This is a genomic window from Mycobacterium sp. (genome assembly GCF_036488105.1).
Taxonomy (GTDB): domain Bacteria; phylum Actinomycetota; class Actinomycetes; order Mycobacteriales; family Mycobacteriaceae; genus Mycobacterium.
Window position 1 is genome coordinate 1 of record NZ_DASXHW010000383.1, and the last position, 11340, is coordinate 11340.

At 64.5% G+C, this 11340-nt stretch carries 12 protein-coding genes; 4 read left to right on the plus strand and 8 right to left on the minus strand.

From position 1 onward, the window contains the following. From VGH54_RS20190 to VGH54_RS20205, 4 genes are all read right to left on the minus strand, one after another. Positions 1-2376: MMPL family transporter (locus tag VGH54_RS20190; protein WP_331513855.1), on the minus strand; the 2376-nt coding region annotated here is incomplete at its 3' end. Further along, on the minus strand, positions 2373-2777 hold the full coding sequence (locus tag VGH54_RS20195) for an MmpS family transport accessory protein (RefSeq protein WP_414688755.1): 405 nt from the start codon (positions 2775-2777) through the stop codon (positions 2373-2375). The genes VGH54_RS20195 and VGH54_RS20190, both read right to left, overlap by 4 nt. A gap of 38 nt (positions 2778-2815) precedes the next feature. Beyond that, entirely contained in the window at positions 2816-3433 is a 618-nt protein-coding gene (locus VGH54_RS20200) for a TetR/AcrR family transcriptional regulator (protein WP_414688756.1), read from the minus strand. A 56-nt stretch (positions 3434-3489) separates the two neighbouring features. Next, positions 3490-4200, minus strand: coding sequence for a histidine phosphatase family protein (locus tag VGH54_RS20205; RefSeq protein WP_331513858.1), 711 nt, complete (start codon positions 4198-4200; stop codon positions 3490-3492). Positions 4201-4340: 140 nt separating this feature from the next. Here VGH54_RS20205 and VGH54_RS20210 point away from each other — a divergent pair, with 140 nt between their 5' ends. Continuing rightward, positions 4341-5213 (plus strand): MaoC/PaaZ C-terminal domain-containing protein, encoded by an 873-nt coding sequence (locus VGH54_RS20210; protein ID WP_331513867.1) that lies wholly within the window; start codon positions 4341-4343, stop codon positions 5211-5213. Positions 5214-5241: 28 nt separating this feature from the next. Next, complete coding sequence (locus VGH54_RS20215) at positions 5242-5490, plus strand: hypothetical protein (RefSeq protein ID WP_331513859.1); 249 nt, start codon at positions 5242-5244, stop codon at positions 5488-5490. A gap of 3 nt (positions 5491-5493) precedes the next feature. Here VGH54_RS20215 and VGH54_RS20220 read toward each other — a convergent pair whose 3' ends face one another. Beyond that, a complete protein-coding gene (locus tag VGH54_RS20220; RefSeq protein ID WP_331513861.1) occupies positions 5494-5781 on the minus strand; it encodes a hypothetical protein in 288 nt (95 codons plus the stop codon). Positions 5782-5892: 111 nt separating this feature from the next. Between VGH54_RS20220 and VGH54_RS20225 the strand changes: the two genes are divergently transcribed. Continuing rightward, positions 5893-6690: a helix-turn-helix transcriptional regulator gene (locus tag VGH54_RS20225; RefSeq protein ID WP_331513862.1), complete on the plus strand. Its 798-nt coding sequence runs from the start codon at positions 5893-5895 to the stop codon at positions 6688-6690. Positions 6691-6864: 174 nt separating this feature from the next. Here the strand turns inward: VGH54_RS20225 and otsB are convergent, their stop codons facing one another. From otsB to VGH54_RS20240, 3 genes are all read right to left on the minus strand, one after another. Then, on the minus strand, positions 6865-7989 hold the full coding sequence (gene otsB, locus VGH54_RS20230; RefSeq protein WP_331513863.1) for a trehalose-phosphatase: 1125 nt from the start codon (positions 7987-7989) through the stop codon (positions 6865-6867). A 61-nt stretch (positions 7990-8050) separates the two neighbouring features. Continuing rightward, positions 8051-9442 carry a wax ester/triacylglycerol synthase family O-acyltransferase gene (locus VGH54_RS20235; protein ID WP_331513864.1) on the minus strand — a complete coding sequence of 464 codons (1392 nt, stop codon included), beginning with the start codon at positions 9440-9442 and terminating at the stop codon, positions 8051-8053. A 285-nt stretch (positions 9443-9727) separates the two neighbouring features. Then, a complete protein-coding gene (locus VGH54_RS20240; RefSeq protein WP_331513865.1) occupies positions 9728-9928 on the minus strand; it encodes a hypothetical protein in 201 nt (66 codons plus the stop codon). Positions 9929-10464: 536 nt separating this feature from the next. On the opposite strand from VGH54_RS20240, the gene VGH54_RS20245 reads away from it, so the two are divergent. Then, positions 10465-11340: PHP domain-containing protein (locus tag VGH54_RS20245; RefSeq protein WP_331513866.1), on the plus strand; the 876-nt coding region annotated here is incomplete at its 3' end.

Sequence of the window (11340 nt, forward strand, 5' to 3'; positions counted from 1 at the left end):
ACCGACGATCACGATGGCGGCGACCAGGCTGCGGGTGATCAGCATCATGATCAGCAAGATCAGGCTCAGTGAGGCGATGGTCACGATCAGCAAGTCGTAACTCTCCATGTCCCCGATGTCTTTGAAGGTCGACGCGGTGCCGCCGAGATAGAAGCTGGCGCCCGCCAATGGGGTGTTCTTTACCGCTTCGTGGGCGGCAAGCTTGATCGGTTCGACGTGGGAGATGGCCGCGGGCTCCGCCGGGTCGCCTTCGTGGGTGATGATCATCCGAGCGGCTTTGCCGTCGGGTGAAAGAAACAATTTCAGGCCACGTTTGAAGTCGGGGTTGCTGAAGACTTCCGGCGGCAAGTAGAACAGATCGTCGTTCTTGGCTTTGTCGAAGGCTTGCCCCAGTGCGGCCGGATTGTCATTCGCCGTGGCCGACTGATTGGCGATACCGGAGTTGGTGGCGAAGTTCTTCAACACCAGTTCCTGGTTGATCTCCTGACTGGCGATCTGGGGTGGGATCAGCCCCACCAGCTGCGGCTGGATCGAGTCGAGCTTGTCCAGGCTGGTAACGAGGTCTTCGAATTTCTCGGTGAGCTGGTCGATGCTGTCCAGTGCCTCAAAGGTATTGCGTAAGGCGAAGCACACCGGGATGTCGTAGCAATGCTTTTCCCAGTAGAAGTAACTGTGCAGTGGCCGGAAGAAGTCGTCGAAATTCGCGAGCTTGTCTCGCACCTCGGAAATGATCGCCAGGGTTTCGTGGAACTTCTGCGTCTCGTCGTGGGTGGCACCGGCGAGCTGCTGTTGCAGGGCATATTGCTGATGCAGGATGCCGATCGTTTTTGTCAGCTCGGCGGATTGCCTCAGCAAGTCCTGCGCGCGGTCCATTTGGTACTTGAGGTTCTGAACCTGGCCGACGCTTTGCTGGCTGATCTGAAATGCGATCGAGCTGTGGTCGAGTGGGGCCCCTAATGGCCGGGTGATGGACTGCACCTGAGCGACGCCGGGTATGTGCACGACGCCCTTGGCCACCTTGTCCAGCACCAGCATGTCGGCCGGATTCCGCAAGTCGTGGTCGGCCTCGATCATCAACAGTTCGGGCTCCAACCGGGCGCGGGAGAAGTGTCGCTCGGCAGCGGTGTATCCGACGTTGGCTGCCGCATAGCCGGGGATGTAGGGCCGGGTGTCGTAGCTCGTCTTGTAGCCGGGCAGCGCCAGCAAACCGATCAGGGCGATGGCGATCGAAACGACGAGAATCGGTGCGGGCCAACGGACAATGGCGGTGCCGATGCGACGCCAGCCGCGGGTCTGCAGCACTCGCTTGGGGTCGAAGAGTCCGAAATGGCTGGCGATCGCCAGGATGGCCGGGCCCAGCGTGAGCGAGGCCGCCAGGGCCACCAGGATTCCGATCGCCGCGGGCAGGCCCAGGCTATGAAAGTAGGGCAGCCGGGTGAAACTGAGGCACGCGACCGCGCTGGCCACCGTCAGACCCGAGCCCAAGACAACGTGCGACGTGCCGCGATACATGGTGTAGAAGGCGTCTTCCCGTTCTGCGCCCGCGGCCCGCGCCTCGTGATAGCGCCCGACGAAAAATATCGCGTAGTCCGTTCCGGCGGCGATCACCAGCAAGGTCAGCAGATTGGTCGCATATGTCGACAGTCCCAGAATCCCGACATTGCCCAGGAAGGCAACGAATCCGCGCGCCGCGGCCATCTCGATCAGGACGGTCGCCAAGACCAGGAGCGTGGTGGGAAAGGATCGGTAGACGAAGAACAGCATTACGGCGATCACGCCGACGGTGAGCGCGGTGACTTTGTTGGTTCCCTTACTGCCTTCGGTGAATTGGTCGGCGATCAGCGGGGCGGCACCGGTGAGGTAGGCCTTGACGCCCGGCGGTGGCTGCATGTGGTCGATGGTGGCGCGGACCGCGTCGACGGACTCGTTCGACAACGCCTCGCCCTGGGCCCCGTTGAGAAAGAGCTGAACGTAGGCGGCCTTCCCATCGCTGCTCTGGGATCCCGCCGCCGTCAGCGTGTCTCCCCAGAAGTCTTGGATGTGCTGTACGTGCTTCTTGTCCTGCTCCAGCTTGTGAACCATCGCGTCGTAGAAATTGTGGGCGTCGGCGCCCAGCGGCTTGTCGCCTTCCAGAACGATCATCGCCGAACTGTCGGTGTCGAACTCGTGGAAGACCTTGCCGATGTGTTTGAACGCCTGATACGACGGCGCCTCGGGGGAGCTCAGGCCGACATTGTGCAGCCTGCCGACCTCTTCCAGTTGCGGCACAAGGATATTCGGCACGGCCGCCAGCGCCAACCAGAACAACAGGATGGGCACCGCCAAGCGGTGAATGGTGTGCGCGACGACGGGACGGCGACTGCTGTGATTGCTCATCCGGACTTGTCCAGGCAGAAGGTGTAGGCGCTCAATTCGTTGACGGTCCTTTCGTCTTTGACGACGCCGTTGACGGTGATGCGGCAGCCCAATGAATTGCCGTTGCCTTGGGCAACCACGTTGGCGATGACTGCGGGATCGGTAGTCGTGATCGTGTAGGACCAGGGCAACGGGATGTTGTCGACTCGTTGCGGCGCGGCGTGGACGTCCTGGTAGTTGATCGTCGCGGTGGACCCCGGAGTGCCGAACACTTCGTAGATGACCTGCTTGGGGCTGAATGGAACGATCTCGTCAGAGATCCCACTCCCGTGCGTCGCGTTCTTGTTCGGGTCGAACGCATCGTGCAGTCGGTCGACGGCGAACCCGGCCAGCGCCACCACCGCTACGGTGACCAGGATCATCCACCGTCGTCGGATTACATCGCTAAGCGAAATCCCTTTCACCCGTTGGCCTTTCGGTGTCGGGTGAGGCTCGGGATGATAACCTCGTCGACCAGGGCTTCCACCGTGTTCTCGGTGAGTGGCCGGTTGGGCATGATCGACCGGAAGATCAGGTAGCCGGGCAGCAGGTCCCAGAGTTCGTCGCTGATCGCGGCAGCGTCGATTTCACCACGGCGGACCGCGTCGCCTAAGACGTCCTGCATCAGCGCTTTCCGTTGATCCAGGAACTCGTGTTGCATGGCATCACGAAGCGCGGGGTGGCGTGATATCTCGACAAGCACGGCGCGGATGGTGCCGGCCTGCTCGGATGTCTGGCGGCTGATCACGTGTCCCAGCTGCAGCAGATCGCCGCGCAGCGTGCCGGTCTTTGGGTGGACGGCGATCTGGCGGCAGCCTTCGATAAATGCCGCCAAAACCAGTTCGGCCTTCGACGGCCAGCGCCGGTACACGGTGGCCTTGCTGGCACGCGCGGCGGCCGCGACGGCGTCCACGGTCAGGCGGTCATAGCCGTGTTCTTGCAGCAGCTGCAACGTCACGGCGAGCAACTCGGTTTCCCGTGGTGACCACGGTGAACACGCCGCGCTGTGCTGGACAGTCCCGGTCACAGCGCTAACCATAGGGCCGTCGGGGCAGTACTGTCCAGTACCGTACCGCTAGGCCGTGCGCACTTCGGTCAGTAACTGAAGTCGCGAATACCGTCCCAGTCGAGCAACGTCCAGCCCAGCGCCGGGCTGCCAGTGATGACCACGCGGCCGAGGTTCGGCAGCGGGTGGCTGGTGGCCAGGCTGTCCTTCGGGTTCTTCACGTTCATCAACGTCCAGTACATGATCGACTCGGCGTGCGAGAATGCCGCCGGCTTGTTTTTGCCGCTGTCGTAGATCTTCTGGACGGCGGCGGTGAACCGGTCATTAAATTGTTCACCGCTGACTGACCCCGGGATGGCGTCCTTCAGGTCGCCGTTGAGCCAGTCCGCCGGGGCGACCAGGTAGGTCAGGTCCTTCCTCTTCGCGGTCGTGTTGTTGTAGCGGCCCGCCTCGATTTCGCGCAGACCGGGCAGGATCTCGACGCTCTTGCCCAGCGCGTGGGCCAGCGGCGCGGCGGTCTGCTGGGTGCGCACCATGTCCGAGGCGTAGATGGCATCGAAGTTGTTGCGGGAGAGCTGATGCGCGAGCTGTTCGGCCTGGCCTTCGCCTTGCTCGCTCAGACTCGGTCCGGGGATGTCGGTGTTGATGATTTGCTGGGCGTTGCTCTGCGACTCGGCGTGCCGGATGAAGGTCAACGTGATGCTGCGTGCCTGCGGCGACCCCGAGCAGGCGCCGACGGTGACAACGGCGGCAAGTGCGGCAGCAGCCTTCCAAATGACGGTGCGAGTGCGATTGCGCATGTGAATAGCCTGCCCTGCCGAGGGCCTCGGCGTGATGCGTTTGCCAGGGTTGGCTGGAGAAAATCGCGGATGCGGGGGCACTTCGCCCACCGCATCGACGAGTGATGGAATGGCGTGACCTGACCGAAGAGGAGACCGTCATGGCGATCGACCCGAAAGCCGTCGGCGCGACCACCGAACCCCAGCTGTTCGAGTGGACCGACCGCGACACCTTGCTGTACGCGCTCGGCGTCGGCGCCGGGCTCGACGACTTGTCGTTCACCACCGAAAACAGCCATGACATCGACCAGCAGGTACTGCCGACGTACGCGGTGATCTGCTGCCCGGCCTTCGGCGCGGCCGGCAAGGTCGGATCGTTCAACTGGGCCATGCTCTTGCACGGCTCGCAGGGAATCCGGTTGCACGCGCCGCTGCCGGCCGCGGGGAAGTTGTCGGTGGTCACCGAGGTGACCGACATTCAGGACAAGGGCGAGGGCAAGAACGCGATCATCATGCTGCGCGGCCGAGGCAGCGATCCCGACACCGGGGCATTGATCGCCGAGACGCTGACCACGCTGGTGATCCGCGGCGAGGGCGGCTTCGGGGGAGAGCCGGGCGAGCGGCCGGTCGCACCGGAGGTTCCCGACCGCGAGCCCGACGCCCGGGTGGCCCTGCCCACCCGCGAAGATCAGCCGCTGATCTACCGGCTTTCCGGCGACCGGAACCCGCTGCACAGCGACCCCTGGTTCGCCAAGGAACTGGCCGGCTTCCCCAAGCCGATCATGCACGGGCTGTGCACCTACGGGTTCTCCGGTCGCGCACTGGTCGCCGAACTCGGCAACGGCAACGCCAACGCCATCACGGCGATCGACGCGCGGTTCACCAAACCTGTCTTTCCCGGCGAGACGCTGACGACGCTGATCTGGCGCACCGCACCCGGCAAAGCGGTTTTCCGCACCGAGGCGTCCGGTCCGGACGGCAGCGATGCACGGCTGGTGCTCGAGGACGGCGCGGTGGAGTACACCGAGGTTTAATCGGGCCGCCAACGTGGCAGCCTGCGTCATGGCATTCAAACTCACCTACAGCGACGGGCAATCGACAGACTACGACGACAGCACCAAATGGGAAGTCGACAACGGGGTCGTGAAAATGGGCCGCGATGACGGCGATTGGACCGTCTTCGTCTCGCCGAGTCATTGGGCAACGCTGGAACTGGCAACCGGCGAAGACAAAAACGACGGCGACGAGAAACGCAACAAGGACGACGACAAGAAGTCGGACGACGACAAGGGCGACGACAAAGACAGCTGAAATCTATGGTGGCACAAGCGAAATCATAAAAGCGATCATCAATCGCTCGTGATAGCGCCGCTCGGCACCTTGTCGAGGAAGCCGACGACCCGGGCCAGCCGTCCATCGGCGTTGACGGACGCGACATCGGAGCCGATCACCAGCGGCGTCGATCGCGTCGTGCCCCTGGGCATTGACCAGCGGATCGATGTAGCTGGCGTCGGCGACCCAGGTCTTGGTGATCAGATCCCGTCGGACGGCGGAGTCGGTCTCGTTCCAGCAGGCAAGGTAGCGGTCGACCAGATCGTTCATGAGTTTGTCCTTTCGGTGGATGGGAATCCGATCGTGGATTGCGGCACTGCGCGCTGTCGATTACCCGGCAGGTAATCGTGGCGGTGATTCGGCGCGGCTAGCATCGGCACGATGACGACCCTGGCCCGGAGCGCTCGGGCAACGCCCGCAGTCGGCCAACTGCTGCGCGAATGGCGCGAGCGGCGCCGAATCAGCCAGCTCGACTTGTCGATTCAGGCCGACATCTCGGCTCGGCACCTGAGCTTCGTGGAGACGGGGCGGTCGCAGCCGACCTCGGGAATGATCCTGCGGCTCAGCGAGCAACTCGACGTGCCGCTGCGTGAGCGCAATGCGCTGCTGCTGGCCGGCGGTTACGCGCCCGCCTATCCCGAACACTCGCTCGACGAACCGGAACTGGCGCGGCTGCGGGTGGCGCTGCGTCAGATCCTTTCCGGCCACCAGCCCTATCCGGCACTGGTGGTGAACCGATGGTGGGAAATGCTCGACGGCAACGCCGCCGTCGCGGTGCTCACCGACGGATGTGACCTCGCATTGCTCACGCCGCCGGTGAATGCGTTGCGCGTCTCACTGCATCCAGACGGCATGGCATCCCGCATCGCCAATCTGCCTGAGTGGCGGGCACATATCCTCGAACGGCTGCAGCGCCAAGTCCAGGCCACCCGCGACCCGCGGCTGGCCGAACTGCTTGCCGAGTTGTCGTCCTACCCGGGCGGCGAGGCCGAGCGGCCCGAGCTCACCGACGTCGCAGTTCCGTTGCGACTGCGGCACGACGGAAAAGAGTTGGCGTTCTTCAGCATGACCGCCGTCGTCGGCGCGCCGCTGGATGTGACCGTCGCCGAGGTGGCGATCGAGTCGTTCTATCCCGCCGACGCGGACACCGCCGAGGCGCTGCAGGCAATGAGAGGCTGAACACGTGACCGACACCACCGGCCCGAACGAGGTTGTGCAACCCGCTCCGGCACCGTCAAGGCGCACAGCCACCCGCTGCACATCGGCAAGCGGGTCATCGTGGTCGAAACCGAGATTCGCGGCGACGACGGCAAGCTGGCCGCCAAAACCATTCAGTCGCAAGCGGTCCTGTGATCAGTGCGCGAGCCGGCGGGCGAGCCGCTCGGTGAATTCCCGTACCCGGCTGGGATCTTCCAGCGCGTAGCGCGCGGCGGTGGCGCGGTCCCCGTCGTCGCTGTGTCGTACCAGGATCGCGATGCCGTCGTCGTCGACCGCATCAAAGGCGTCCTCGTCGGTGATGTCGTCGCCGAGGTAGATCGGCAGCAATGGGCCGGCTCGTTCGTTGTCGCGGATGTAATCGAGCACCCAGCGCAGAGTTTTTCCCTTGTCCCAGTCGATATTTGGACGTAGCTCGATGACCTCACGGCCCGTCGTGACGCGAAGCGCAGTTCGCTGCCCGGCGGTTCGCACCGCCGCGGCCACCTCGCCGACGCGGTCACGGGCGGCGTTGCGGTAATGCACGGCGACACCGAATCGCTTGTGCTCCACCACCACACCGGGAATGTGCCCCAGCTGGTCGGCCAAGTCAGCGGCCGCCCCGGCCAGCACCGGGATGCTTGCCGCCGCCTCGGGGTTCTGGTGGTGTGTGCCGTCGGGTCCGGTCAGCTCGAAGCCGTGGCTGCCCGCATACCAGAGCCCGGGCAGGCCGATCCGCGCGCGCACGTCGGCCAGGTCTCGTCCGCTCAGAATCGCCACCGGGCATGCGGCGCTCAGCGATGTCAACGCCTCGGCAGCGCCGTCGACCAGTCGGGCGGAGTCAGGATCCTCCACGATCTCGGACAGCGTGCCGTCGAAGTCGTAGAACACCGCGGGCTGTCGTTCGGTCGTCAGGTCCAGCGCCTGCAGACCATCGGGCAGCTCGGACATCCGGCGATCCCCGCTGCGGACACCGATCTCGCGCACATCGGAGACCACGGCGTCGGCGCCGCGGCTGTCCAGTGCTCCGGTCGAGTCGATCGCGACCACCAAAGCGAATCCGGCGTCCCGCGCGGCCGTCAGCCCCGCTTCGGTAGATGCGACGACAGCGCACCGGCCAGGCCGCACGGCCAGCCGCTCGGCCGATTCGACCAGAGCGGCGGCGCCGGGTCTGTCGACGCGCACGCCGGCGTCGCGCAGTCGCGCCTCGACCGCGGCATCGGGCTGATCGCCGAGGTCGAACAGCACCGCGTCCAGGCGGCGCGGGTCGATGATGACCGACATTGGCCGCCCTGCCTTCCCGGCACGTCGTCGCGGTGCCGGTAGTCAGGTTAGTCGGTGACCGTCAGACCGATTTCCGGTCGAACAGCACAAGCGAATCCTGGGTGAGCACGTCCAGGCGCGCGACGGCGATCTTGATGCCGTCGGCCAGTTCGTCGACGTCGGATCCGACGTCGTAGTCCGCGGTGATACCGAACACCAGGTCGTCGGCGTAGCTCAGGATCGCGACACCGGTACGCAGCTGCAGCGCGATCGGTGGAATCGGCAGTAGGCGGGCGACCTTGCGGCCCATCATCTCCAGCTGCCGGTGCGGACCCGGGACGTTGGTGGCCAGTGTCACGATGCCGCGCTGCGGCAGCCGCGTGAGCAATCGAATCAACCACGAGGAAAACATGAACGGGACAAAACTCGTCGCCGATACCGCCATGTTGCCCGCCTGTCGCTGACCGCCCTGCTTGGTCCGGGTCAGCCGGCTGTGCACGGTGAGCAACTGCTGGATCGGATCGCCCTCCTCGACGGGCAGGTAGGGCAGCATGATCGAAAGGCGGTTGCCGGGTTTGTCGAGCGCGTCGGGTGAACGCACCGACACCGGCACCAGGGTGCGTAGCGAGTCCGGCCGCGGGTCCTCGCCGCGGCGGCACAACACACAGCGAAAACCCTCGGTGATCGCCGCCAGCGCGACGTCGTTGATGGTCACGTCGAATTTCCGGCAGACCTGCTCGACGTCGGCGAGCGGGACTCGCACGGCGCGGTAACGGCGCATCGCGGTGACGGGTCCGACCAGCGACGAACCGGGTGTCGGCCGCAGCAGACTCGTGGCGATGTCGACCGTGCCGCCAACCGTCCGGGTGGCTGCATCGGTGATGCCGGTCGCGGTTCGCCAGAGGTTGCTCAGCGGGTTGTTGCGTGGCGTGTGATCGGGCACCGGCTTCAGGTGTGGGCGTCGGGTGGTCCGCTTCGCGACGGGCCGGGCGAACGGGTCGCCCTCGATGTCGTCGCACAGTCGGCTGAGGATACGGATGGCCGATATTCCGTCGGCCATGCAGTGGTGAATCTTCATCAGCATCGCCCACCGATTGCCCTTCAGGCCTTCGATGACCCAGCATTCCCAGAGCGGGCGATCGCGGTGCAGGCGGCGCTCCAGGACGTCGGCGACAACTCCGAACAGTTCGGTGTCATCGCCCGGTCGCGGCACCGCGACTCGGCGCACGTGGCGGTTGAGATCGAATCCCGGATCGTCGACCCATTGCGGAGCGCCGATGTCCAAGGGCTGGGTGCGCAGTATCTGCGTGCAGCGCGGGATTGCCTGAATACGCTCTGCCAGAACGCCTTTGAACTTTTCATAGTCGGGCGCGGAGCCCTCGATGATCGCGATTCCACCGATCGCCAGACTGACGTTGCGGTCCGAATCCTCGGCCATGAGGAAACCCGCATCGAGCGTATTGAGTTGGTCCACGAACCATCACCATCGTTTCGTCGCTTGGGTTGTGTTCGAGTATTGGCGGTGACCAGTGGTCAGAGGTGGCGGCAATATTAAATCCTGTAAACAACTGGCGTCGGTTGTGTGGCAACGTGGTTCACGCGATTCGACAGGCGTAGAAGCAAGTCCGCTGTCTGAGAATTTCTGAGCATTTTCTCACGCCGCGCCAAGAGTGTTCTGGCGCAGTATATTTCAGTCGATGACGAGTATCTGCGTTACGGATGCTGACAGTGTTATGGGTTGATTCTGCGGATTGCCGAACTATTTCGACGAGAGTTTGCGCCAGCTGACAACCGCAATCACGATCCCAATCAGCGCCGTGATCGGACCACTGATGGACCAGGTCGTGGTGTTGCTCATCGGGCTACCACCGAGCACTCCGAATCCCTGGAGCGCCCAGATCAGACCGAACAGTGCGAGGATCAACCCGAATGCGAATGTAGCGACGAAAGTCGTTCTCATATAGGGATCTTACGCGCGATTTGGTCAGCTCCTTGCGAAAACGTGGACCGCTAGACCGCTAGGAACGCGCCATCGCGGTTCCCCGCACCGGTGGCCAGCCAAGCGCGGTAGGGATTAGGCGGGTGGCGTGGGTGGCTCGGGTGGCGCGGGTGGCGGTGAGCTGGCCGGTCCGGGCGCAGCCGCATTTCCATGCAGGCACTGCTGATATTCCGGAGTACCTGGGACGTTGTCAGCGCCGCAGCTGCAATCATGAATTTGCGCGGGAGGAAGCGAATTGCAAAAGTCGCTACCAGCCGAGGCCGATGGTGCGGTCCACATAACACCAGCGGCCAAGGCTGCCGCCGCACCACCGACCTTGGCCATCAACACTCTCGTCTTCATGTTGAGATTCCTTTTCTCTCCGAAGACGACGGCATTCCGCCGCCGCTGGTTGCGCTAGCCGAATAGTAGGGTCTTTCCAGGAACGTCGCAGACTCATGTGGGCACCGGCCAAGACACTTCGAGATATTCGAACATACATTCGATAGACTGGGTCGGTGGGTTGGAGCAACGGGCCGCCGGGCTGGTCGGAAATGGAGCGGGTGCTCTCTGGTAAACCCCGCCGTTCCGGCACGCCAACCGTGTGGACCCCGGCGGATGAGGCGCCCTGGTCGCGCAAGCGGATGGCCTACCAGCCGCCGGACGACGGCCCGCCGATCAGCTCGTCTGTTCCGTATGCCGAGTTGCACGCGCATTCGGCGTACAGCTTTCTCGATGGAGCCAGCGCGCCGGAAGAACTGGTCGAGGAGGCGGTCCGGCTCGGCCTGCGGGCCATCGCGCTGACCGATCACAACGGCCTCTACGGGGCGGTGCGCTTCGCCGAAGCGGCGGTGGAGTTGGACATGCGTACGGTGTTCGGCGCCGAATTGTCGTTGGGATCCGGCGCCCGGACCGACGATCCCGATCCGGCGGGTCCGCATCTGCTGGTGTTGGCACGCGGGCCGGAAGGCTATCGCCGATTGTCGCGGCAGTTGGCCGCGGCGCATCTGGCCGGCGGTGAGAAAGGCAAGCTGCGTTTCGACTTCGATGCGCTCACCGACGCGGCGGGCGGGCACTGGCACATCTTGACCGGTTGCCGCAAAGGCCACGTCCGCTCCGCGCTGGCCACCGGTGGACCGGAGGCGGCCTCGGCGGCGTTGGCCGATCTGGTAGACCGGTTCGGCTCTAACCGGGTGAGCATCGAGCTGACCCATCACGGCTGCCCGGGTGACGACGAAGTCAACGCCGAATTAGCCATACTCGCAAAACGATTCGGCCTCGGCAGCGTTGCGACCACCGGCGCGCATTTCGCCGAACCGTCGCGGCGCCGGCTGGCAATGGCCATGGGCGCGATACGGGCCAGGAAGTCGCTGGACGAGGCCGCCGGCTGGCTG

Excerpts from the sequence above, each read along its gene's own strand:
- VGH54_RS20205 (WP_331513858.1), bottom strand. The coding sequence starts at position 4,200 with ATGCGCAATCGCACTCGCACCGTCATTTGGAAGGCTGCTGCCGCACTT.
- VGH54_RS20215 (WP_331513859.1), top strand. The coding sequence starts at position 5,242 with ATGGCATTCAAACTCACCTACAGCGACGGGCAATCGACAGACTACGAC.
- VGH54_RS20200 (WP_414688756.1), bottom strand. The coding sequence starts at position 3,433 with ATGGTTAGCGCTGTGACCGGGACTGTCCAGCACAGCGCGGCGTGTTCA.
- VGH54_RS20220 (WP_331513861.1), bottom strand. The coding sequence starts at position 5,781 with ATGAACGATCTGGTCGACCGCTACCTTGCCTGCTGGAACGAGACCGAC.
- VGH54_RS20210 (WP_331513867.1), top strand. The coding sequence starts at position 4,341 with ATGGCGATCGACCCGAAAGCCGTCGGCGCGACCACCGAACCCCAGCTG.
- otsB (WP_331513863.1), bottom strand. The coding sequence starts at position 7,989 with ATGTCGGTCATCATCGACCCGCGCCGCCTGGACGCGGTGCTGTTCGAC.
- VGH54_RS20195 (WP_414688755.1), bottom strand. The coding sequence starts at position 2,777 with ATGATCCTGGTCACCGTAGCGGTGGTGGCGCTGGCCGGGTTCGCCGTC.
- VGH54_RS20240 (WP_331513865.1), bottom strand. The coding sequence starts at position 9,928 with ATGAGAACGACTTTCGTCGCTACATTCGCATTCGGGTTGATCCTCGCA.
- VGH54_RS20225 (WP_331513862.1), top strand. The coding sequence starts at position 5,893 with ATGACGACCCTGGCCCGGAGCGCTCGGGCAACGCCCGCAGTCGGCCAA.